We start from the raw sequence: 23,752 nt of genomic DNA, 5'->3' as shown, positions 1-23,752 counted from the left end.
ACCAATAAAAAAAGCCATACCTCGTAAGATATGGCTTTTTCGTTTTCAAACAACCAAATCGATTATGGCGTGTAATTAACACTCAACATAACTTGTCTATCCAGACTGTTGTATCCATAGACCGTTTCATAGTCTTTATCAAATGCATTATTAACATTTAAACGGACTGTCCAATCATTATTGACTTGATAAGCCATTCTCAGGTCAACAATACCATGACCACCAACGATTTCTTCGTCATTGAAGCCAGTTACATTGTTATACGCTAGATCACGACGATCACCATTCAAACGCCAACTTGCACCATATGACCAATCACCGAATGCTTTATCCGCATGAAGGTTAGCTGTCTTACGAGCACGGCGAATTAAACGCTCATCAGTTTCACGATCATCAGCATCAACATATCCCAGATTCAAGCCTAAATCCCAGCCTGCTAGAACGGTGTTCAAATCGAGCTCAACGCCGCGAATTCGTGCTTTGTTTATATTTTCCATGGAAGAAGAAGAGCTTGAATAAGTAATTAGATCACGAATTTCTGTTTGGTAACTATTTAAATGCCACTGTCCCCAGTTTTGGGCCCCTTTAAGTCCCACCCCATAGGTACGAGACTTTTCTGGTGCTAAGTTCGGATTACCCGAAAAAGGGTAATACAAATCATTAAACGTCGGTGCTTTAAACGCAGATCCTGCATTAGCAACAAACATCAAATCTTCAGTGAGTTCATAGCCCCATTCCGCACTACCTGAAGTGTAACTACCATAAGCTTCATTATTATCATGACGTGCACTTACTAACCAATTATGGCGTTCATATTGACCAGCCCATGAAATATAAGCAGCGCGGTTATCACGACTATCTTCAATAAAGTCGACCGTGCCATCAACTTCATCTTCTGCATACTCAAGGCCAACATTTAGAAATTGAGAATCAGTTAAGAGAAACGTATTTTTGATGTCAATCTGACGATGACGGGTATTAAATTCTGAGGTTTTATCACGGTTTTGCTCAGTGGTTGATTTATCACGTGATTCAGCCAACTGAATGTCCATAGACCATCTATCAGAAACTTGATAGTTGGTGCCAACCTGTAATACCTGCTGCGTATTCAAATTCCGAATATTAGCGTTAGGATTGTATTCATCATCATATTCATTTCTGGCCTCTGCACGAAATACTCTTGCACGAACAGCCAGCTTATCAGTCAACTGATGGTTAACACTGCCAGATATATTTTTATTACGATAACCATCGTCATCCGGTTCTGCTGTTTTGAGTGCATCAATACCATCAGTATGATAATGACCCACACTTAGGTTATAGCGGGTTGACTCGTTACCACCTTGCAGGCCAGCTTGGACTTTTTGGGTACTGTCACTACCAATACCAGCACTAAAAAATGGTGATGTTTCACCATTACCTTGGCGAGTAATGATATTAATAACACCACCAATCGCTTCTGCACCATATAAACCTGAGCGTGGGCCACGAACAATTTCGATGCGCTCAATTTGATCTACAGGAAAATCTTGGATCGCAGCGCCCCCCGAAGTCGCGGAATACCATTTCACACCATCCACTAGTATTAAGGTGTGATCAGATTCCGTACCGCGCATAAAAATGCTGCTTTGCTGACCAACACCACCACTATTGGTCACACTAATACCAGCCTGACGAGATAATAATGTTGGTAGATCATCGATTTGTAGGCGTTCAATCTCAGTTCGGGTAATTACTGAACTGGGCGCTAACAATGTTGGCGTTTGCATACGGTTACCGGTAACCGTTAGGGTGTCAAAAGATTCGGCTTGTGAAATAGAAGGAATAAATTGCGTAAAGGCAATCAGGCCCAGCGCAGTTAAACGCAGACCGTTATTTTTTGGATAGGACATATTGTCTCCCATGGATACGCTCACCCGCGATCCGAGTTGGATATTCACGACAAAAGTCGTGGCGAACTCTTAGGCCGGTATCCGGACTTACGTTGTGGTTTAGAAACCTGATAATCCCGCCTTCCCACATTTAAAATGCGGTGGCATAAGGGGTCATCAATCAACGATCACCGTTGCGGGGGCAGTGTTGGATTTTGACCAACTTCCCGTTTAACATTGCAGCGCAATGCACCTAGAGAGCGCGCCATACTAGGCATCGTTCAGGTACCTGTCAAATTTATAGTACCGCTTTGGGAACTTTTTTAAATAATTACAGCTGGAAAGCAAATGGATAATGAATTAAGTCAACGCCACACAAAACGCATGCAAAAGCAAAAAGAAGTTGTCGACAGCCAAATTCAGCAGGCTGATAAAGACAAAGGTTTACTGCTTTGTATTACGGGTAATGGCAAAGGCAAAAGCTCATCTGGTTTTGGCATGATTGCCAGAGCCCTTGGACATGATATGAAAGTTGGTATTGTCCAGTTTATTAAAGGCGCGATGAGCACTGGTGAGGAAGCTTTCTACCGCCGCTTTCCTAAACAAGTGGAATATCACGTGGTCGGTGATGGATTTACTTGGGATACGCAAAATCTTGAACAAGACAAACGCTCAGCTGAAAAAGGTTGGGAAATTGTTCAAAAGATGTTGGCCGATCCTACTATCGGCGTCATTTTATTAGATGAATTAAATATTGTTTTAAAAATGCATTATCTCGATTCAGATAAGGTGCTAAAAGATATTAATGCTCGCCCAGCTATGCAGCATGTGATTATTACAGGCCGAGGCGCGCCTGAGGCGGTCATAGCAGCTTCCGATACGGTAAGTCGTATCGATGATGTGAAACATGCTTTTCGCGCCGGTATTCGTGCTCAGAAAGGCATCGAACTGTAATAAAACTTCTAATTTTTTAGTCACTGTAACCAGACTGTAAAGTTACTCACATTTTCTGTGGATAAGTCTGTGGTTAACAATGGGGTTAATCGCTAAGTTGTTCTTATTGCAGGGGCAGTCACAAATTGGTCAAAAAATAACCAATATTAATTACCCCATAAATATCAGCAACTTACATACCGAACACCTTAAATCAATCACTTAGGTGTACCTTTTATAAGCTTATGTGAAGAAGTTGTGAAACAGGTGCATAACTTGCTAGCACGCTATTATGCTGAAACTAAATATTGAGACATAGCTCACAAAAGGAAAAGTCCGGTAGTGAACACTACCGGACTAAAAGAAGGTATTTAAACAGACTCTGTTTCGTTAACAATGTCGAGACTTAATTCATTATCTTTAAGCAGAACACGTACATGACCACCTTCGCTGAGTTTGCCAAATAACAACTCATCAGCAAGTGGACGTTTAATACGTTCTTGTACTAAACGAGCCATTGGTCTGGCACCCATTTGGATGTCATAGCCATGTTCAGCCAACCATTCACGTGCCTCATTATCGATTTCGATAGTGACATTTTTGTCTTGTAATAGCATTTCCAGCTCAAGCACCGCTTTATCTGCTACACGAAGAATGGCATCTCGGCTTAGTGGTTTAAATTGAATAATGCCATCTAAACGATTACGAAATTCTGGCGTGAAAGTACGTTTCAGTGCTTCCATACCATCGCTTTGATGCATTTCTTGCTTGGTAAAGCCGATACCAGTACGGTTCATATCCTGAGCACCCGCATTACTAGTTAAGACCAACACCACATGACGGAAATCGGCTTTACGGCCGTTGTTATCGGTTAATGTACCGTGATCCATCACTTGTAATAACAAGTTAAAGACATCTGGATGGGCTTTCTCAATTTCATCAAGAAGTAATACCGCATGTGGCTGTTTGATGATGGCATCAGTTAATAAACCACCTTGATCAAAGCCCACATAACCCGGCGGCGCACCAATCAAACGAGAGACAGTATGCGCTTCCATATATTCCGACATATCAAAGCGAATCAACTCTACGCCAAGAATATGCGCCAGTTGACGTGTGACTTCTGTTTTACCGACACCGGTTGGGCCAGCAAACAAGAAGGCACCCGTTGGCTTTTCTGGATGACCTAAACCTGAGCGCGCCATTTTGATGGCTGAACTTAAAGCCGAAATCGCTTCATCCTGACCAAAAATAACGTGCTTAAGATTTGGCTCTAAATTACGCAGGTTATCTTTATCAGCATTACTCACTGTTTTGGTCGGAATACGTGCAATTTTCGCGACAATTTCCTGTACATCACCCACACCAATCATCTTCTTACGACGTGACTTAGGTAGCAGTCGTTGTGCAGCTCCTACTTCATCCAACACATCAATCGCCTTATCAGGCAAATATCGATCATTGATATGACGTGCAGCTAATTCTGCAGCCTGCTCAATCGCAGCGTTGGAATAACGGACATTGTGATGTGACTCAAGACCTGGTTTTAAACCTTTCAGGATCTCAATAGTCTCAGCAATCGTTGGCTCTGGCACATCGATTTTTTGGAAACGACGTGCTAAAGCACGGTCATGCTCAAATATACCGCGATACTCTTGATAAGTTGTTGAACCAATGCATTTCAACTCACCATTAGCCAAAATTGGTTTTAATAAGTTAGCAGCATCCATTGCACTGTTGCCAGCGCTACCGGCCCCAATCACAGTGTGGATCTCATCGATAAATAGAATCGCGTGCTCTTTTTGTTTCACTTCACGCAGTAAAGCTTTCAGACGTTTTTCAAAGTCACCGCGATACTTGGTACCGGCAACTAATGCGCCCATATCCAGAGCATAAATCACTGCGTCTTCGAGTACCTCAGGCACATCGCCATCGACAATGCGTTTAGCAAGACCTTCAGCCAAAGCCGTTTTTCCAACGCCTGCCTCACCAACAAACAGCGGGTTGTTTTTACGGCGACGACATAACACCTGAAGCGTGCGTTCAATCTCATGAGCACGACCAATCAAAGGATCAATACGACCCAATTCAGCTTCAGCGTTCAGGTTACTGGCGTAAAGTGCCAATGCACTTTTACTTTCACTACTACCTTCCGCCTCTTCAGCTGCTGGTTTTTCATCTTTGACTTGTTCTGTCGTGTCAGTGATTGTGCCGTGACTGATCGCATTTACGACATCTAAACGCGTGACATCTTGTTTTTGTAACAAGAAAACCGCTTGTGACTGTTGCTCTGAGAAAATCGATACCAAAACATTAGCACCTGTGACTTCTTCACCACCAGACGACTGCACATGCATGACAGCACGTTGCAAAATACGTTGAAACGCTAAAGTGGGCTGCGTTTCACGTTCGGTATCTTCCGGCAATGTCGGCAAATTATCGGCAAGAAAGTCGGTTAAGTCCTGACGCAAAGCGGCAATATCAACTTCACAGGCTTTTAGCACGGCTAACGCTTGACCGTTTTCTAACAGAGCCAGCAATAAATGCTCTACCGTTAGAAACTCGTGCGAACGTTGCCTTGCATAGTTAAATGCCTGACTTAGCGTGTGCTCTAATTCTTTACTTAACATACGTCATTTCGCCTGTATTTTGGTCACCGTGGTTACTCTTGCTCCATGGTGCACTGTAAAGGATGCCCGTGGTGCTGGGCATAGCTATTGACTTGCTCTACTTTGGCCTCAGCAATTTCAAAAGTAAAGACACCACACAGTGCCTGCCCTTCTGTGTGGACCTGTAACATGGTCCGCGTCGCTTTCTCACGTCCCATATCAAAGAGTTTTTCCAGCACTTCGACGACAAAATCCATCGGCGTGTAGTCGTCATTCAGCATAATCACCCGATACTTAGGTGGCTGTTTGAGCTCGGGCTTAGAAGGCGCAACAGCAAAGCCGTTACCCGCTGCCCAATCTGGTACCGATTTCTCAGTCATTCTTTATTAACTCGCCGCATCAACTAGTTTTTGGAGTTCACCTGACTCGTACAGTTCCATGATGATGTCGCAACCACCAACTAATTCACCTTTTATGTACAACTGTGGGAAAGTTGGCCAGTCGGCATATCGATGTAAATTTGCACGAACATCAGGATCTGCCAGTACATTGACATAAGCAAATTCTGAACCACATGCAGCAACTGCTTGAGATGCTCTGCTAGAGAAACCACATTGTGGAAACTCAGGTGTGCCCTTCATAAATAAGATCACAGCATTGCCTTCAATTGCCTGCGTGATACGCTCCATAATATCCATTGAAAATACCTCGTTAATTGATTCGTAATGCAGATGGAGTTCATCTGCTGATAATTCAAGACTACGCCTGTCAGATAGACTGCTGCAAGAGGCCAAGCACCCCTTCTAACCCACAGAAATTCAGCGCAGTATTTGCTTGTTCTTGTACTTTTGGTTTGGCGTGATACGCAATGCTTAAACCAGCTTCTGCCATCATCAATAAATCATTAGCACCATCACCCATAGCAATGGTTTGATTTGGTTGAATATTCAGGTCTTTACAACGCGCCAACAGAAAGTCAGCTTTAGCCTGTGCACCACAAATATCGCCGACAACTTCACCCGTTAATTTGCCGTCTGCTTCACCCAGTAAATTCGCCTGCGTGAAATCGAGGTTTAAGCGTTTTTGTAAGCGCTCGGTAAAGAAAGTAAAGCCACCAGAAACCAATGCGGTTTTAATGCCTAATTGTTTTAGTCCCGCCAGCATAACTTCCGCACCCGGATTGAGTTGCAAACGTTGCTCGTAGACTGTCTCCAACATTTCTACTGGCAAACCGGCCAACAATTTAACCCGTTGGCGAAGTGAACCTTCAAAATCCAATTCACCGCGCATTGCCGCTTCGGTAATTTCTGACACTTGAGACTTGATGCCTAAACAGTCAGCAATTTCATCAATGCACTCAATACTAATCAGAGTTGAGTCCATATCCATCACCAGTAATTTGCACTGTTTTGGATCAAATGTTGCCGGTACGACATTAATATCGAATTGAAATTGATCACGGAGCAGTTGTACTTCAGCGTCAATGACATCAGCCTCAATCGCAGCATAACTATCACACCAAGTCAGTTTGCCGTGAACAGCTTGAGCAACCTCGGCTGCTGAGGCTTGTGTTAGTGCAGAACCCTGAAGAATTAATTTTGCCATTTTGATTTGCCTGATAAAACACAAACGGCGAGTCTGATTTACATCAGCTCGCCGCTTTAGAAAGTGAAAAACCGATTAAAATTGTGGTTTGACCGGCGCCGCTTTAAAACGGTCTACACTGTCCATAATTTCTTTTTTGGCAGCATCTTTACCAAGCCAGCCATCAACTTTAACCCACTTGTTTTTCTCTAAATCTTTGTAATGTTCAAAGAAGTGCGCCAATTGTTCTAACAGGCGGTTTGATACATCACCGATATCCTGAACATCGTCATACATTTTATCGTGAGGAACAGCCAATACTTTGGCATCTTCACCAGACTCGTCAGTCATTTTCAGCATACCAACTGGGCGACATTGCACAACAGAACCACTGATCAATGCATATGGGCTGATAACCAAAACGTCAACCGGGTCACCATCGTCAGACAAAGTGTGTGGTACATAGCCATAGTTGCATGGATAGAACATAGCTGTGTTCATAAAACGATCAACAAACAACGCACCCGTTTCTTTATCGACTTCATATTTCACAGGATCTGAGTGTGAAGGAATTTCGATAATGACGTTGATATCTTCAGGTACATTTTTGCCAGAAGTGACGCGGTCCAGATTCATTGATTAAGCGCTCCAAGTGCGGATAGATAAATCCGCTCATTATATAAGAAACTAGCTGTTTATTAAACTTAAACTGACTAAGTTATGAACATCGGCTGTCCTAGCCGTCGCGTTATCAATAATTGTTTTTTTGTTTGTTGATGAAGTCTTGAAGACAATGGTCAGAATTGTTGTCTGGGCTTAAATGGCAACGGGGTTTAAAGTTTTAAGCTTTTCAACGAAAAGATTTTGGGTGTCAGCAAATTAGCGCCATAAGCACGATTGTTGACAGGAGCATTCACCCACAATCATCAAACGTAATATTTAATTCCTGTTACAGATGACTTTACAGCCCTTATTGATAGCGGTATAACCATATTTATCAATAACTTAAAACCTGTGTCTATTATTGCTCGCCCATAACTGTTACTTGGCAGCAAAATGGATAACAAATGAAACCAGGAGTGTTTTCTTTCAATGTAAGTTTAATCAATGACAAAGAGGTCAGCCTATGTGGTCTATCAATATCGTTCCAGTGGTACTGGGTGTGCTCGGACTTATCTGTGCATTACTGATTTTTAATAAGGTCAAAGCTGCCGCCGCAGGGAGTGGCAAGGTCGTTGAGATTGGTGACCAGATCCATTTAGGCGCTATGGTTTTTATGCGAGCCGAATATTCAAGACTCGCTATCTTCTGCCTCATTTGTATTGTTGCATTAGGACTCTCTGATTTAGGCTGGCACACCGCGCTGGCCTTTTTTATTGGTGCAGCAGCATCAGCAGCAGCCGGTTTTATTGGTATGTATTCGGCAACTAAAGCCAATACCCGAACAGCTGTCGCTGCCCGAGATAATGGTGCAGCCCAAGCGTTAACCGTTGCTTTTTATGGTGGCTCAATCATGGGCTTAACTGTGGCTGCAATGGGTTTGCTGGGACTTGGCTTGTTATACCTGTTTTACGGTAGTGATCCACACAGTGCGCATACCATTCATGGCTTTGGTATGGGCGCATCATCAGTTGCCCTTTTCTCTCGTGTTGGCGGTGGCATTTTTACCAAGAGTGCGGATGTCGGTGCCGATTTAGTGGGTAAAGTCGAAGCCGGTATTCCCGAAGATGATCCCCGTAACCCAGGCGTTATCGCTGATAATGTTGGTGATAATGTCGGTGATGTTGCCGGTATGGGCTCGGATATTTTTGAATCATACTGCGGCGCAATGATTGCCGGTATTGCGATTGCGTCTACGATGACGCTGTTAAGCATTAATGAGTTAGGTGGTGGTAGTCAACAAACCCTAATGTTTATGCCACTGGCGTTAGCTTCTTTAGGCATACTCTGCTCAATCGCCGGTATCTTTACGGTAAAAGCTTTCTCAAGTAAAAAACCTGATGCAGCCCTAAGGTTTGGTACTTTGGGTGCATCCATCATTTTTATCTTATTGTCTTACTTACTCATTCAGTTTTTAGAGGCCAGCACCCATATTTGGTTTGCTGTATTAGCGGGTGCTGTTGGCGGCATTATCGTTGGCCTAGTCACCGAATATTACACAGGCGGCGCGCCAGTTCGAAAGTTAGCTCGAGGCGGCGAAACGGGACCTGCCACCATCATCATCGGTGGTCTAGCGCTTGGTATGCAATCGGTTGCCATTCCGGTTATTACGATCGCGGCGATTATCTTTACAGCCAGTCATTTTGCCGGGTTGTATGGTGTTGCGATTGCCGCTGTAGGCATGTTGGGTACCGTTGGTATCACTATGGCTATCGATGCCTACGGCCCGGTTGCAGATAATGCAGGCGGCATTGCAGAAATGGCAGAAATGGGTAAAGAAACACGAGAAATTACTGACTCATTAGATTCATTAGGCAATACCACAGCGGCAATAGGTAAAGGCTTTGCAATCTCAGCAGCCGCTTTGGCAGCTTTAGCGATTATCAGTGCTTATATCGAAACAGTTAATGCAAAAAGCGGCGGTGAATTAACGCTTTTAATCACTAATCCTGTGGTATTAGTCGGCATGTTTATCGGCGGCATATTTCCATTTTTGGTCAGCTCAATGACCATGACTGCTGTTGGTGATGCTGCTTTTGACATGATTCATGAAATTCGTCGGCAGTTTCGAGAAATTCCGGGCCTATTAGAAGGCACAGGCAAACCTGACACAGCAAGATGTGTGGATATAGCGACGCGCGCCGCCCTACGAAAAATGATCTTGCCAGGCACATTGGCGGTGTTAGCACCGATTGTCGTTGGTTTTGGCTTAGGCCCAGAAGCATTAGGCGGTATGTTAGGTGGCGGGTTAATCGTCTGCGTCTTGATGGCACTCATGATGGCAAATGCGGGTGGTGCATGGGATAACGCCAAAAAGTATGTTGAACAGGGCAATCTTGGTGGCAAAGGCTCCGATGTTCATAAAGCCAATGTTGTTGGTGATACCGTTGGTGACCCATTAAAAGATACCTCCGGCCCATCAATGAATATTTTGATTAATGTCATGGCGATCGTCAGTCTTGTTATTGCTCCACTCCTTGTTTAACAAGAGAAGCTGACGCTTCATTTATAAGGCCACGGTAACGTGGCCTTTTTTATTAGCACGTATAATCAAACGACTTTTTAATCAATAAAAATTCCATTTTGTCGAAACCAACCATCACACATCAACAAATCTGGCGAATTGCCGGGCCAATGATTCTGGCGAATATTTCCACGCCCTTATTAGGCATGGTCGATACCGCCGTCGTTGGTCACCTCTCGGCCGTACATTATCTCGGAGCTGTTGCCATTGGCAGCATGATCTTCACTTTTGTGTTTTGGGGTTTTGGCTTCTTACGAATGGCCACGACCGGCCTGAATGCACAAGCCTATGGCCGTAATGATGACAAACAGATGCAAGCCGTTTTGTTTCAAGCGGTATGGTTAGCGGTTTTTATCGCGTTTGGGCTATTACTTATTCAGGCCCCAATACGTGATATTGCTTTATGGTTGGTAAATAGCTCCGATGAAGTAAAGCATTATGCCGCGCTGTATTTTGATATCCGTATCTGGAGTGCACCTGCCACCCTAATCAATTATGCAATTCTCGGCTGGCTAATAGGTCGTGAAGCTTCAAAAGCGGCTCTTCTTATGGTTCTCGTTATCAATGTTGCCAATATTGTTGGCGACTTATTGCTTGTTAACGTTCTAGGCATGCATGTAGATGGGGTTGCCTTAGCCTCTGTCGTTGCAGAATATCTTGGTCTTATAACTGGTATTGTTTTATTGACTCGTTATGGCGTTAACCAACAAGCATGGCAATTTGCTCGTCGCTGGCAAAACATGCGTCATGGTTTTAGTGGTCTTGAGGTACACGGTAACTTTATGTTGCGTACCTTGGTGCTCATTCTTTGTTTTGCTTTTTTCACCACTCAGGGCGCACGTCAAGGTGATACGGTGCTGGCAGCCAATAGCGTGTTATTAAATTTCATTACATTGATGGCATTTGTACTGGACGCTTTTGCAAACGCCACCGAGGTATTGGCTGGCAAAGCCATTGGCCGTAAAAATCAGGATGAGCTGAAACGAGCATTACTCATGACGGGGTTTTGGTCACTGTTAATGGCGATATTGTTTGTGGTTATTTATGCCAATTTTGGACAGCAAATTATTTTACTGCTGACTGATTTAGATACGGTTATCACCGTCGCCAATCAATATTTGTGGTGGGTTGTGATTACCCCTATTTTTGCCGTTTGGTCGTATTTATTTGATGGCTTATTTGTCGGCGCAACCCGCAGTAAAGAAATGCGTGACTGCATGCTGGTTTCAGCATTGGTTATTTACCTACCGACTTGGTATCTGCTGCAAGGGTTTGAAAACCATGGCTTATGGGCAGCCCTAATAGCGCTTTTTATCGCGCGCGGCCTTACACAGAGCTTCTATATCCCTAAAATCTTACGACTGGCATCCACAGATTAGATTGGATCGTCACTACCCCAGCTATTATTAGCATTATCACGACGATCATGCCCTGAACGACGATCAGTCTTAGTTAAATCAAACCTAAACATCTCTCGACGATCAACACCTTGGCGGCGAGTCATTTTGCGACGGTTAGGTTGATTTAGCTGCGAGGGCGAATTTGTTTTATTTATTTCGCTCATGATGATTCTCCCAGTTGCGTACAACTTTGACGTTACGCCCGGGATAAGTGATTGTCAATCAACGATAATCTTTGTTTCGTGTGAGTAATTGGGCAATCAAAACCAAGGCTTACGGCTCGCAATTGCAACCCATCTGGATGAGCTTGCCCATAACGACTATCACCAACAACGGGGTGACCTATTGATGCACAATGTCTACGGATCTGATGTTTGCGTCCAGTATCAATACTGACCAATAATTGCGTTTGATCTGTTTCAGCATCGTAAGAGCGAACCTTCAACGTGGTACTGGCATTTTTACCATCTAAGGATTGATCGATCGTTTTCTCTGCAACATCTAATTTGCCTTGCACCGTGACATGGTATTGTTTATCAACGTTTCGAGACTGGAATAACGCTGACAATAATGCTGCCGCTTGTTTGTCATGGGCAATCATCATCAGCCCACTCGCTTCTCTGTCTAAACGATGCACTAAAAATGTCTGCCTTGGTGGGGTAAAAAACTGCTCACTGACTCGCAATAAACTACCGTGATCACCCCACATAGTGCCTTGTGCCAACATGCCTGCAGGTTTGTTCCAAACGCTGTAACGCTTTAAATCCATTACCAGCGAAACCTCTGGTACCGTTTGTGCCAAAATATGTGCATCAAAATACAGGTGTAACTGCTCCCCTGAACTGACTGTTTTTTTGACCCGTCGTAAGCGCTGTTGATGTTTTCCTTTTTGTAACCAAACCGCGCCCTTTGCCATACATTGCTTAATTTGTTGCTTCGACAATGTGCCAATTTCAGCTAAACAATCGAGAGCGGTTTGCCCTGATTGTTCGACGGTATGGTGAAGTTCTACTCGGCTTGGACTTTCTGACATTTGATGATGGCGCGCTTTGGCGTAGAATTAGCTTTTATTTAAAAGGGATTGGTTATGGTTATACCGCAATTGCGTGTTTGCTGTCTTGCCCTACTTTGCAGCTTACCTTTCTGGGTACATGCAGAGATTTATAAATGGACAGACGAAAATGGCCAGATAAATTATAGCCAACAACCGCCTGCAGATCGTCCGGCAGAAGAAATCAAAACGCCGCCGCCGCCACCAATTGCTCCAGAAGCTGCTCAACAAGAGATTGAGACCTTAATCGAAAATCAAGAAGCCGCTGAAGCAGAAGAAGCAGCAGAACAAGCAGCGCAAGAACAGCAAGCTGCCGCTGAAGCTTTACGCCAAGAAAACTGCGAGACTGCGCGTAGTAATTATCAGCAATATCTTAATAATCCTGGCCGACGCGTCATGAATGCTGATGGTGAAGTCACGCGACCAACCGAAGAAGAACGCCAAGAAAAAATTAGCGATTACCAAAACAAAATTGATGAGTTTTGTGATTAATTAGGAGACGCCCATGCCTTACTTAAACATAGTCACCAATCAAACTATTGAAGACGAAGCCGCATTACTGAAAGTTGCCAGCCAAACCGTCGCTAAAGCAAGCGGTAAACCTGAAAGCTACGTCATGATCGCCATTGAACAAAAAGCAAGTATGTCATTTGGTGGTAGTACCGAGCCGGCAGCCATTCTAGATTATCGCTCTTTAGGTTTACCGAGTGACCGACGAGCTTTTTCAGATGCTCTATGCACAATGATTGAACAACAAATCGGTGTCAGTGGTAGCCGCACTTATATCAGTATGACTGACAGTGAGCGCCAAAACTGGGGCTGGGATCACAGCACGTTTTAGAACTTTTATTTGATGGCAGTCTGCTCTGCCGTATTTCAACAACAATAATATTCAACAGGACTTTAGCTTTTTCATGCGTACCTCAAAGCTGCTTATTTCAACATTAAAAGAAACACCGGCAGATGCCGAAATTGTCAGCCATCAGCTGATGTTGCGTGCGGGTTTAATCCGCCGCTTAGCCTCAGGTTTATATACATGGCTGCCACTTGGCCTTCGGGTATTACGCAAAACTGAAGCAATCGTCCGTGATGAGATGGATAAAGCCGGTGCGCAAGAAGTATTAATGCCATCGGTTCAACCTGCTGAGTTATGGCAAGAAAGTCAGCGTTGGGAAAAGTATGGTCCTGAACTTTTACGCATCACTGATCGCCACCAGCGTGACTTTTGTTATGGCCCAACACATGAAGAAGTTATTACCGACTTAGTACGTCAGGAAATTCGTAGTTACAAACAACTGCCAGTTAATTTCTATCAAATCCAAACAAAATTCCGTGATGAAATTCGCCCTCGTTTTGGTTTGATGCGTGCTCGTGAGTTCCTTATGAAAGATGCCTACTCTTTCCATTTGGATCACGCTTCTTTGCAAGAAACCTACGATCAAATGCATGCAGCGTATTGCAATATCTTTAATCGTATCGGTTTGAACTTCCGCCCAGTGCAAGCTGACACCGGTAGTATTGGTGGTAATGCGTCACATGAATTCCATGTATTGGCAAGCTCAGGTGAAGATGCCATTGCCTTTAGTAATAGTAGTGACTATGCAGCTAATGTTGAATTAGCTGAAGCCGTCAAACCAAAGGCAGCACGCCCAGCAGCCACCGCTGCAATGCAAACCGTCGATACACCAAAACAACACACCATTGAAGACGTCAGCAAGTTCCTCAATGTTGATGCCAGCCAATGCGTTAAAACGCTGTTAGTTGAGGGTGCAGAAGAAGGTTCTGTTGTTGCCCTAGTGGTTCGTGGTGATCATGAACTTAATGCAATCAAAGCAGAAAAACACCCATTAGTTGCTGCCCCGCTCACTTTTGCGACACCAGAACAAGTACTGACAGCTAGTGGTGCCAATATTGGTTCAGTGGGGCCTGTTGGTTTAACAATTTCGGTGTTAGTTGATCATGCAGCAGCACAACTGGCTGACTTTGTTTGTGGCGCCAATGCCGATGATAAACACCTGACCGGCGTTAACTGGGAACGTGACGTACCGTTAACTGAGTCTGTCGATATTCGTAATGTGGTCGCTGGCGATCCAAGCCCTGATGGTCAAGGCACACTGGAAATCGCTCGTGGTATCGAGGTGGGTCATATTTTCCAACTTGGTGAAAACTACAGCAAAAAAATGAATGCGGTTGTCTTGACCGAAACCGGACAATCTAAGGTTATTACAATGGGTTGTTATGGTATTGGCGTGTCACGTGTTGTGGCTGCTGCCATCGAACAACACAACGATGATAGCGGTATCGTTTGGCCAACTGCGATTGCCCCATTTGAAGTCGTGTTAGTGCCAGTGAATGCACATAAATCTCAACGTGTACGTGACCAAGCAGAAGAAATTTATCAGCAATTAATCGCTGCTGGTGTTGATGTAGTTATTGATGACCGTGGCTTGCGTCCTGGTGTCGCATTTGCTGACTGGGATCTGATTGGTATTCCACACCGCCTGATTTTGGGTGAGCGTGGTCTTGATAACGGTGTTATCGAATATAAACATCGTGCAACGGGCGATTCGGCTGAGTTTGCATTAAATGATGTTGTGCAAAATATTCAACAACGTCTGGCAAATTAAGCATGTCATTAATTCGTGAACAAGATCTGATTGATAGCGTCTTTGGGGCACTGCAATTTATTGCCAATTACCACCCCAAAGACTTTATTGATGCGATGTTTGCAGCCTATCAACGTGAGCAATCACCGGCAGCAAAAGATGCTATCGCACAGATTTTGGTTAACTCACGGATGTGCGCTGAAAATAACCGTCCGATTTGCCAAGACACCGGCATCGTTAATGTCTTTGTCAAAGTCGGCATGCAAGTGCAATGGGAAAGTCAGCGTCCATTAGCAGATCTCATCAACGAAGGTGTTCGTAAGGCGTATCAGCATCCTGATAATGTACTTCGTGCCTCAATTGTTGCTGATCCGATTGGTAGCCGAAAAAACACTGGTGATAACACACCTGCAGTCATTCATGTAGAAATGGTTGCTGGTGACAAGGTCGAGATTGATATTGCTGCGAAAGGTGGCGGTAGCGAAAACAAAGCCAAATTCACTATTCTAAATCCCAGCGACAGCCTCGTTGATTGGGTATTAGAAACTGTCCCCAAAATGGGGGCTGGTTGGTGTCCGCCAGGCATGTTGGGTATTGGTATCGGTGGTACCGCTGAAAAAGCCATGTTGATGGCCAAACAAAGTTTGATGGATGAGATTGATATTCAGGACTTAATTGACCGCGGCCCTCAAACTGCTGCTGAAAAACTGCGTGTTGAACTTTACGACAAGGTTAATAAGTTAGGTATTGGCGCCCAAGGCTTAGGCGGCTTGACCACAGTATTGGATGTCAAAATTAATGACTTCCCTACTCATGCAGCCTCATTACCTGTTGCGATGATTCCAAATTGTGCAGCTACCCGCCATATACATTTTGTTTTAGATGGCACAGGCCTTGCCGAGTTTACCCCACCCTCATTAGATGATTGGCCAGACATCACTTGGCAGGCAGCCGAAAATACTCGTCATATAAATCTAGATACCGTTACCGCCGCAGACATTCAACAATGGCAACCGGGTGATACCTTGCTACTGACTGGCCATTTTTTAACTGGTCGGGATGCCGCACATAAGAAAATTGCCGATCTCCTCGCCAATGGTGAACCGCTACCAGAGGGTTTGGACTTTCATAACCGTTTTATTTACTACGTTGGCCCAGTTGATCCAGTTCAGGGTGAAGTGGTTGGTCCAGCAGGCCCTACCACTGCCACGCGTATGGATAAGTTTACAGAAACCATGCTGGCCCAAACAGGCCTGTTAGGCATGATTGGTAAAGCAGAACGTGGTGAAAATACAGTTGGGCTAATTAAGAAATATGGTTCGGTGTATTTGATTGCGGTTGGTGGCGCTGCTTATCTTGTCTCAAAAGCTATTAAGTCTTCACGGCTTATCGCTTTTGAAGACTTAGGCATGGAAGCAATTCGCGAATTTTATGTCGAAAATATGCCTGTCACGGTTGCTGTCGATAGTCGCGGTCAATCTATCCACAAAACAGGTCCTAAACAGTGGCAGCAACGTATTGCTGGCATCCCCGTTAAATCGGTAAATACATAAAAGGAACAGCCATGGGTATTGCCATTAGTTTGCATATATTAGCGAGTGTTATCTGGGTTGGTGGTCTTTGGTTTGCCTTTATGCATCTCAGACCAGCTGCCGCCATATTGTTGGCACCTGAGCATCGCTTACCACTTTGGGCAAATATTTTTTCTCGGTTCTTTCCATGGGTGTGGGCCAGCATTATCACTATCATCGTGACTGGCGGCTATATGATTATCCGACTCGGCGGCTTTGGTGGTGTGGATGGTGTCGGCATGCATGTGCACATCATGCTGCTGTTAGGCATTTTGATGATGCTGCTGTTTATGCATGTCTTTTTTAATCCTTACCGTAAATTGAAATGGGCAGTCGCTGAACATGATTGGATTACGGGTGCTGATGCCTTAGACAAAATCCGTAAATTCGTTCGTGCCAATTTGATCCTTGGCCTTATCGTCATAGTCATTGGCAGCAGTGGCCGGTATTGGTAGTCATTCAATGCGCTGGTTGCTCCTGCTAATTTCTGCTGTATTCAGCGCTAATCTGGCGGCCAACCAAATTCGCCAAGTGACCAACGCTGATGGTTCTATTGAATTTACCAATACGGGTAGCCCATCAAACACGCCGGTTAATACTAGCCGTCAAACCATCATCTACAAATCCATCAATAATGCTGGAGATGGGATTGTCTTTTCAGATCAGAAACCGCTGGCCGGTGATTTCGAAGTACTGCGCTACGACTGTTATGCCTGTAACCCGGGCTCATCCATTGACTGGTATGCGATTGCACTTAACACGCATGCCTACAAAGATGATGTTCAACAGTTAGCCATCAAATATCGTGTTGACCCAGCATTAGTTCGTGCCGTGATCCATGCTGAATCTGCATTTAAAGTGAATGCTTTATCTAATAAAGGTGCGCAAGGTCTAATGCAATTAATGCCCGGCACAGCAAAAGATATGGGCGTCATCAATGCTTTTGATGCAAGACAAAATATCGAAGGTGGCGTGAAATATCTTGCATGGTTGTTAGAAACCTTTAACAACGACATCAAACTGGCTACAGCTGCCTACAATGCTGGGCCTGGGGCGGTTAAACGTTTTAATGGTATTCCGCCTTACGCCGAAACTGAAGTTTATGTGGAACGTGTTGGCATTTTGCACCAGCGATATAAAAATGCCAGTTAAAGGCAAGCATCTGGGATAGCGACTTCAGATCAAAAGCAGGCAAATTGCTGACTAAATATTCTTAAACATCGCTAGGTCGTGATAGAGTTCTATAAGATTTAGTTATGTTAACCAAAATATTACAGGGTGCTCAATGCGTATCTCTCACTACTTTGTTAGTTTAGTGTTGGCCTTAAGCCATGCTTACGCATTTGCTGACGTGACAATTATGGTTCAAGATCAGCAAGGCAATCCCCTCTCTGATGCGGTCATAGAAGTGATAAGTGATACACCTCAAGTTGGCAGTAATAAAAGCATCGCCATAATGGATCAAATTGATAAAACTTTTGTGCCAGAGTTACTGATCGTTAATCAAGGCCAGTTAGTCGATTTTCCCAATAGCGATAATATCCGTCATCACGTTTACTCTTTTTCCTCTGCCAAACAATTTGAACTAAAACTCTACGCTGACCGACCTGAAAACCCTGTGGCTTTCGAACAGGCTGGGGTGGTGGTTCTTGGCTGCAATATTCACGACTCGATGGTCGGTTATATTTATGTTGCTAAAGATAGGCGTATCGTGAAAACTAATGAGACAGGTATAGCCTCATTACCAGTTATCTCAGAGGATACGCAATTTACTGTTTGGCATGCCGACCAGAGCTTAACACTAGAAAAAAGAGCCACTTTCTCAACCAATACGCTGACAACACTGCCGGGGACAGACCATTATTTAGTGACTATTGAAACTAGCCCACCAGCACCACGTGATACTTTTGAAGACACTTTCCGTGCGACTTTCGATTAATAGCATCAGACAACAAATAATCTTACTTTTTGTTGTACTTGTCCTAGTTACCGTACTCGGCATCCAGCTGACTTCATGGTGGTCCGCAAATAGCTTCAATAATGCACAAATTATAGAAAGAACAAACAACGCGGAAGATATTCTCAATGAATACATCATCACACGTGAAGAATTACTTAATACTGCTGCAAGTGTTTTAACAGCTGACTTCGGCTTTAAAAGTGCGGTAGCCACCGCAGACAAATCCACCTTGATTAGCATGCTCGATAATCATGCCACGCGAATTAAGGCTGATGTCATGATCCTGACCGAGCCTAACGGTAATTTAATTGCAAATTCCGGCTTGATCCAAACGGATCAAGTTAGTCTCGGTAAACTCACCAACTCACTGCAGATAACACCTAACCGTGCTCAATTAGTCAGTATCGACAATCGTTTGTATCAATTAATAATTCAACCCGTAATGGCACCCAGACTGGTTGCTTATACGATGATTGGCTTTGAAATTAACCAGCAGATCTTAGATAAGCTCACTCATCTCACCACAATGGAGTTAAGCTTTTTAACCAACGATAAGCTGTTATTAACCAGTGTTCAGATGACAGAGACAAGCACTGATTTTTTAACAGCGTTAAATGAAAAAAGGTATCGGAAATTTTTCTGGTCTCGCCCTGCTTTTATCAACACTGAGGTAATAACACTCACCCCCGAAAGTAATCCGGTTAGACTGATTTTAACCGCCGATTTACGCCCCATTTACAAAGAGTATGATGCACTGGCGCTAAAAATCATCGCTGTCACCTTTGCGATTATGATTGGCACCATTATCTTCGGCTTGTTTTTCGCTAAACGTATTTCAAATCCAATCAGAGACTTGGTAAAAGTCGCAGACAAATATTCTCGGGGTGATTATCAACAGACTGTTGAGGTTGATAACAGCAGCATTGAAATAGCCGCACTGTCAGATGCCCTAATGTTTATGGGGCAAAACATTCAGGCCAGGGAAACACAAATTCTTTATCAGGCGGAGCATGATCGTTTAACAGGACTACTTAACGATCAAAAGCTTCGCGATTTATTGGATAAAGAACTGCCAACCATGCATCAGTCGATGCAAATCGCCTTTTATATCGACAACTTTCGCCAAATTAATGATCAGCTGGGCCCCGACTTTGCCAATGCCTGCCTTGAAGTAGTTGCCGCTCGCTTACAACAGCCTCAATATCCGCTTCGACAATTTCATGCGCGTATGGGTGGTATTGAATTTATTTCGGTTTTTGAACTGGATGGCAGTCAGATACCAAACCAACTTTGCGAGACGATTCTCAATCATCTTGAACAACCGCTTATGATCAAAGAGATTGAAATTCAACTCCGTTTTTATTGTGGTATCACCCTCTACCCAGATCATGGCACCGTTCAACGGACAATTTTAAGACGCACCCATATTGCTGCAGATTTTGCCCGTAGCCAACACAAACGTCTGCATTGCTACGAACCAGGACAGGATGAGGCACGTTTAGAACAATTGGCTATGGTTGAAGCGCTGAATACCGCACTCAAAGCCAATTCCAATGAGCTTTACCTACATTTTCAGCCTAAAGTAAATTTGATTAATAATTCGGTCACGGCAGTTGAGACATTAATTCGTTGGCATCGTCCCGGCACCGGAAATGTGAGACCAGATATTTTCATCAATCTCGCTGAACAAGCTGGTTTGATTGTGCCGTTAACACGCTGGGTTATTCAAAAAACATTACGGCAATTAAGGGAATGGCATAACAAAGGTATCCACCTTGAAGCAGCAATAAATGTTTCCGCTGAAGATATCTGTCATCCAATGTTTTGCCAAATGATGGAACAGTCCATTATTCATGCCGGTATAGCGCCTAAATACTGCACGATTGAAATCACCGAACGGGACATTATGTACGATGAAGCCGTTGGCTTAATGACGCTTAAAACACTAAAAAAAATAGGCTTCAAAATCGCACTCGATGACTATGGCGTAGGGCAATCTACGCTCGCCAAACTAAAAGACTTTCCAATAGATGAATTAAAACTTGATAAAGAATTTATCATGACATTGGATAAGTCAGATAAAAATCAAAAAATTGTTCAAGCCACGATCGGAATGGCCCACAGTCTTGGGCTAAAAGTCGTCGCCGAGGGCTTGGAAAACGCAGAAAGCATGAGAATACTTATAGAAATGCAATGTGATTTCGTACAAGGATATTATATTGCTAAGCCGATGGCCTCGGCTCAACTTCAAACTTGGTTAGAGGATAATGATGCGGCTTTTCATATGCCTTTTCTCGCTGCTACTTAGTAGTCACCTTTGGGCTGCAGATGGCAAGTTACTTGCCACTCCGGGTGTTTCACAGATTGAGGGTGCTGCAGGTGGTGGCTTTGTGCCTTGGGCGCAGTTGGCTGGTTACGGTAGTCGCGATGAAATTGCCGCCAATGTATTTTGTAGTCGCGGCAATACCGACAACTACCATCTCAATGTTTGTGGCGCCCAGCTCGGTCTCTATGACCGCCTTGAGTTATCAATCGCCAAGCAACAATTTCATGTTGATGCACTTGATCTTAATATCGAACAAAAAGTGCTGGGCGCTAAAGTACGTTTATATGGCGATATTGTTTATAGCCGGTGGCCACAAATTAGTCTTGGTATCCAATACAAAAAGCTAGATGATCCATTGGTCGCCAATTTACTTGGGGCTGATCAAGACAGCGGTACTGATGTTTACCTAGCCGCCAGCAAATTACATCTCGGTGCAATCGCAGGATATAACTGGTTTTGGAACATTGCAGCGCGCTCTACAGAGGCCAACCAAACTGGTTTATTGGGGTTCGGTAGTATTGATGGTGGTAGTCAACGTGAAACCGTATTGGAAGCATCTACTGCTATTTTATTGAGTCGGCATCTTGCCATTGGTGTTGAATATCGACAAAAACCCGACAACCTTGGTTTGAAAGAAGACGACTGGCACAATGTCTTTATTGCCTGGTTTCCCAATAAATACTTGAGCCTTACCGCCGCTTATCTCGATTTGGGTGATATTGCTGGCGCAAAATCACAACGTGGTAATTACTTCTCGATCACGGGATACTTCTAATGCGGCAATTCTTGATATTCACAATCTTCTTATTGTCAGCATGTGCAAGTCAGCCTAAAACCACTTTGTATGACGATTTAGGGGGCGCTTCAGGCGTCGATGCTATCGTCGACAACTTTATTCATGGGCTCGCGGCTGATCCCGTGATCTTCCCCTACTTTGCCGACAGCCATGTTAGCCGTTTTCGTGAAAAAATCACTGAGCATCTATGCGCGATTAGTGATGGCCCTTGCCAATACACTGGCGATAACATGGTTGATATTCACGTCGGCATGGATATCACTGAAAATCACTTTAATCGTGTCGTTGATATTTTGTACAACGCAATGGAAAAAGAGCAGCTCCCGCACCGTACACAAAATCGTTTGATTGCCAGACTGGCACCGTTACGACAAGACATTATTTATCGTTAGTAACCACAGTTGGGGCGAGTTCTGCAAACACGACTTGGTTTCGACCATTTGATTTTGCTTGGTATAAAGCTTTATCTGCTGTTTCAAGGATTTGATCTAAAGTTGGTTGTGGCTGATTGGCTGAGAAACTACAAACACCACAACTGGTTGTAACGGTTATTTTGTGCTGACGGCAATCTATTGGTGTTTCATCAATAATATGACGAAGCCGTTCAAATGCCATGTTAGCCTCAAGAGGTGAAACAGCCATCCCAATAATAAATTCTTCGCCCCCGAACCGACCAAATACATCAAACTCACGCATCGCACGTTTGATTCGATCAGCAAACTTTTTCAACACGACGTCACCGACTGCATGACCGTAGTTATCGTTGATACTCTTAAATTTGTCTACATCAAATAAAGCAATACAATACAATGAGTTACTTCGGTTTAACCGACCTAATTCTTCTTGAATTTTGAGTAAACTCGCTGGGCGATTTAGTATGCCTGTCAATTGATCGTAATTGGCACGATAAAACAAATCTTGATACATGACCGACAGCGGATCACCTAGTCGTCTAGCTAGCATTGAACTCAACCAAACAGCTAATACCAAAATGATAAGCGTCGTTAATAATGAACGATAATGCAGCTGCTGAAACTGATCATCAAAATAACGCATATCAGGCTGTAGATAGAGTTTTATCGGCAAATGCTCATCAACCCCAGCCAGTGCCTCTGATACGATCATTGAATTGTCTGACAACATCTTCTGTAAATGATGTTCTCGTCTTGGCTGAGAGGCTAAATCAAGCCATTTTTCCGGCATTGAACTAAAGACTTTTTGTCCATTGTGGGTCACAAAATGCAACGCCAAGCCGGTTTTATTTTGTAATTGTTGTAACACCTCGGTGTTTAATTCGTAGCCCACCATTGCATAAGCAATCAACCTAGGCGCATTGACCGGCAGGATAAAGCAACGAAATAATTTGCCACCAATAACAACAAACTTTCCTTCTCCCACCACGACATCATTTTCAAACCAATGCTGTAGGAGTTCGGAGTAGGCCAGCTCATGGTTACTAGCAACAAACTCACCATTGGGCTTTGTGATGAGAAATAAGTCCACCGATAAACGTTGGCTATGGTTATCCAACATACTTGTAATGGTGGGTAAATCAGCAGAAGAAAGTGCCTGACGAAAACCAAAGTCCTGGGTGACAACGCTTGCTGAACGTAATAAGTTGGTTTCACGACTGGTTATGTATTGTTGGAGAAAGTGACCAGCAATCTCAACTTGAGGCGCTAATTGTTGTTGATGGTAGTTACGAATAAACCACCAATTGCTAACTTGTAATGCCACAACAGTAAGGAGTACCAATACGGTACAAATTAGCATTATGCGAGCTTTGATCCGATTCATTAAGTGCTCATTTTGGAATGAAGCCCATTATCAATCTTTACTCATCCTTGAATATCAATAAGCA

The 23,752-nt window shown here is 43.9% G+C and carries 22 protein-coding genes and 1 riboswitch; of the genes, 13 read left to right on the top strand and 9 right to left on the bottom strand.

What is annotated here, in order from left to right; translation table 11 throughout:
• Window positions 1-62: 62 nt before the first annotated feature.
• Complete coding sequence (locus OMP94_RS01270) at window positions 63-1,892, bottom strand: TonB-dependent receptor domain-containing protein (protein ID WP_266275119.1); 1,830 nt, start codon at window positions 1,890-1,892, stop codon at window positions 63-65.
• Window positions 1,893-1,946: 54 nt separating this feature from the next.
• A riboswitch (cobalamin riboswitch) is annotated at window positions 1,947-2,143 on the bottom strand.
• Window positions 2,144-2,219: 76 nt separating this feature from the next.
• On the opposite strand from OMP94_RS01270, the gene cobO reads away from it, so the two are divergent.
• A complete protein-coding gene (cobO, locus tag OMP94_RS01265; protein WP_266275117.1) occupies window positions 2,220-2,825 on the top strand; it encodes a cob(I)yrinic acid a,c-diamide adenosyltransferase in 606 nt (201 codons plus the stop codon).
• Between the two features lie 350 nt (window positions 2,826-3,175).
• Here the strand turns inward: cobO and clpA are convergent, their stop codons facing one another.
• From clpA to ppa, 5 genes are all read right to left on the bottom strand, one after another.
• The gene (gene clpA, locus OMP94_RS01260; protein ID WP_266275115.1) at window positions 3,176-5,434 is read right to left on the bottom strand and encodes an ATP-dependent Clp protease ATP-binding subunit ClpA; all 2,259 of its coding nucleotides are present in this window, start codon (window positions 5,432-5,434) and stop codon (window positions 3,176-3,178) included.
• 32 nt (window positions 5,435-5,466) lie between these two features.
• Window positions 5,467-5,793, bottom strand: a complete 327-nt coding sequence (gene clpS, locus OMP94_RS01255) for an ATP-dependent Clp protease adapter ClpS (RefSeq protein WP_266275113.1) — start codon at window positions 5,791-5,793, stop codon at window positions 5,467-5,469.
• 6 nt (window positions 5,794-5,799) lie between these two features.
• The gene (grxD, locus tag OMP94_RS01250) at window positions 5,800-6,111 is read right to left on the bottom strand and encodes a Grx4 family monothiol glutaredoxin (protein WP_266275111.1); all 312 of its coding nucleotides are present in this window, start codon (window positions 6,109-6,111) and stop codon (window positions 5,800-5,802) included.
• Window positions 6,112-6,181: 70 nt separating this feature from the next.
• Window positions 6,182-7,018 carry a phosphoserine phosphatase SerB gene (serB, locus tag OMP94_RS01245; protein ID WP_266275109.1) on the bottom strand — a complete coding sequence of 279 codons (837 nt, stop codon included), beginning with the start codon at window positions 7,016-7,018 and terminating at the stop codon, window positions 6,182-6,184.
• 75 nt (window positions 7,019-7,093) lie between these two features.
• On the bottom strand, window positions 7,094-7,633 hold the full coding sequence (gene ppa, locus OMP94_RS01240; protein WP_266275107.1) for an inorganic diphosphatase: 540 nt from the start codon (window positions 7,631-7,633) through the stop codon (window positions 7,094-7,096).
• A 490-nt stretch (window positions 7,634-8,123) separates the two neighbouring features.
• Here ppa and OMP94_RS01235 point away from each other — a divergent pair, with 490 nt between their 5' ends.
• Both OMP94_RS01235 and OMP94_RS01230 read left to right on the top strand, forming a co-directional pair.
• Window positions 8,124-10,142, top strand: coding sequence for a sodium-translocating pyrophosphatase (locus OMP94_RS01235; protein ID WP_266275105.1), 2,019 nt, complete (start codon window positions 8,124-8,126; stop codon window positions 10,140-10,142).
• A 98-nt stretch (window positions 10,143-10,240) separates the two neighbouring features.
• Window positions 10,241-11,560: an MATE family efflux transporter gene (locus tag OMP94_RS01230; RefSeq protein ID WP_266275103.1), complete on the top strand. Its 1,320-nt coding sequence runs from the start codon at window positions 10,241-10,243 to the stop codon at window positions 11,558-11,560.
• On the opposite strand, the gene OMP94_RS01225 is transcribed toward OMP94_RS01230, so the two are convergent.
• The gene (locus OMP94_RS01225) at window positions 11,557-11,745 is read right to left on the bottom strand and encodes a hypothetical protein (RefSeq protein ID WP_266275101.1); all 189 of its coding nucleotides are present in this window, start codon (window positions 11,743-11,745) and stop codon (window positions 11,557-11,559) included. The genes OMP94_RS01230 and OMP94_RS01225 overlap by 4 nt on opposite strands.
• Window positions 11,746-11,777: 32 nt before the next feature.
• A complete protein-coding gene (locus OMP94_RS01220) occupies window positions 11,778-12,614 on the bottom strand; it encodes an RluA family pseudouridine synthase (protein WP_266275099.1) in 837 nt (278 codons plus the stop codon).
• 54 nt (window positions 12,615-12,668) lie between these two features.
• Here OMP94_RS01220 and OMP94_RS01215 point away from each other — a divergent pair, with 54 nt between their 5' ends.
• The 10 genes from OMP94_RS01215 to OMP94_RS01170 all read left to right on the top strand — a co-directional run bounded on the left by OMP94_RS01215 (window position 12,669) and on the right by OMP94_RS01170 (window position 22,283).
• Window positions 12,669-13,124, top strand: coding sequence for a DUF4124 domain-containing protein (locus OMP94_RS01215; protein WP_266275097.1), 456 nt, complete (start codon window positions 12,669-12,671; stop codon window positions 13,122-13,124).
• Between the two features lie 13 nt (window positions 13,125-13,137).
• Complete coding sequence (locus OMP94_RS01210) at window positions 13,138-13,473, top strand: phenylpyruvate tautomerase MIF-related protein (RefSeq protein ID WP_266275095.1); 336 nt, start codon at window positions 13,138-13,140, stop codon at window positions 13,471-13,473.
• Window positions 13,474-13,546: 73 nt separating this feature from the next.
• Window positions 13,547-15,259 (top strand): proline--tRNA ligase, encoded by a 1,713-nt coding sequence (locus OMP94_RS01205; protein WP_266275093.1) that lies wholly within the window; start codon window positions 13,547-13,549, stop codon window positions 15,257-15,259.
• A 2-nt stretch (window positions 15,260-15,261) separates the two neighbouring features.
• On the top strand, window positions 15,262-16,791 hold the full coding sequence (locus tag OMP94_RS01200; protein ID WP_266275091.1) for a fumarate hydratase: 1,530 nt from the start codon (window positions 15,262-15,264) through the stop codon (window positions 16,789-16,791).
• Between the two features lie 11 nt (window positions 16,792-16,802).
• Window positions 16,803-17,264, top strand: a complete 462-nt coding sequence (locus OMP94_RS01195; RefSeq protein WP_266275089.1) for a CopD family protein — start codon at window positions 16,803-16,805, stop codon at window positions 17,262-17,264.
• 7 nt (window positions 17,265-17,271) lie between these two features.
• A complete protein-coding gene (locus tag OMP94_RS01190) occupies window positions 17,272-17,961 on the top strand; it encodes a lytic transglycosylase domain-containing protein (protein ID WP_266275087.1) in 690 nt (229 codons plus the stop codon).
• 133 nt (window positions 17,962-18,094) lie between these two features.
• Window positions 18,095-18,748, top strand: a complete 654-nt coding sequence (locus OMP94_RS01185; RefSeq protein ID WP_266275085.1) for a methylamine utilization protein — start codon at window positions 18,095-18,097, stop codon at window positions 18,746-18,748.
• Window positions 18,732-21,077 carry an EAL domain-containing protein gene (locus tag OMP94_RS01180; RefSeq protein WP_266275083.1) on the top strand — a complete coding sequence of 782 codons (2,346 nt, stop codon included), beginning with the start codon at window positions 18,732-18,734 and terminating at the stop codon, window positions 21,075-21,077. Before OMP94_RS01185 ends, OMP94_RS01180 begins: the two co-directional genes overlap by 17 nt.
• A complete protein-coding gene (locus tag OMP94_RS01175; RefSeq protein ID WP_266275081.1) occupies window positions 21,037-21,870 on the top strand; it encodes a DUF3034 family protein in 834 nt (277 codons plus the stop codon). The genes OMP94_RS01180 and OMP94_RS01175 overlap by 41 nt, the downstream gene beginning before the upstream one ends.
• Window positions 21,870-22,283, top strand: a complete 414-nt coding sequence (locus OMP94_RS01170; RefSeq protein ID WP_266275079.1) for a group I truncated hemoglobin — start codon at window positions 21,870-21,872, stop codon at window positions 22,281-22,283. The genes OMP94_RS01175 and OMP94_RS01170 overlap by 1 nt, the downstream gene beginning before the upstream one ends.
• Here the strand turns inward: OMP94_RS01170 and OMP94_RS01165 are convergent.
• Window positions 22,270-23,688 (bottom strand): diguanylate cyclase, encoded by a 1,419-nt coding sequence (locus OMP94_RS01165; protein ID WP_266275077.1) that lies wholly within the window; start codon window positions 23,686-23,688, stop codon window positions 22,270-22,272. The genes OMP94_RS01170 and OMP94_RS01165 overlap by 14 nt on opposite strands.
• Between the last annotated feature and the right edge of the window lie 64 nt (window positions 23,689-23,752).

It is taken from the genome of Methylophaga sp. OBS3, from assembly GCF_026319325.1.
Classification (GTDB): Bacteria; Pseudomonadota; Gammaproteobacteria; order Nitrosococcales; family Methylophagaceae; genus Methylophaga.
This window is presented reverse-complemented; position numbering and strand designations above follow the sequence as displayed.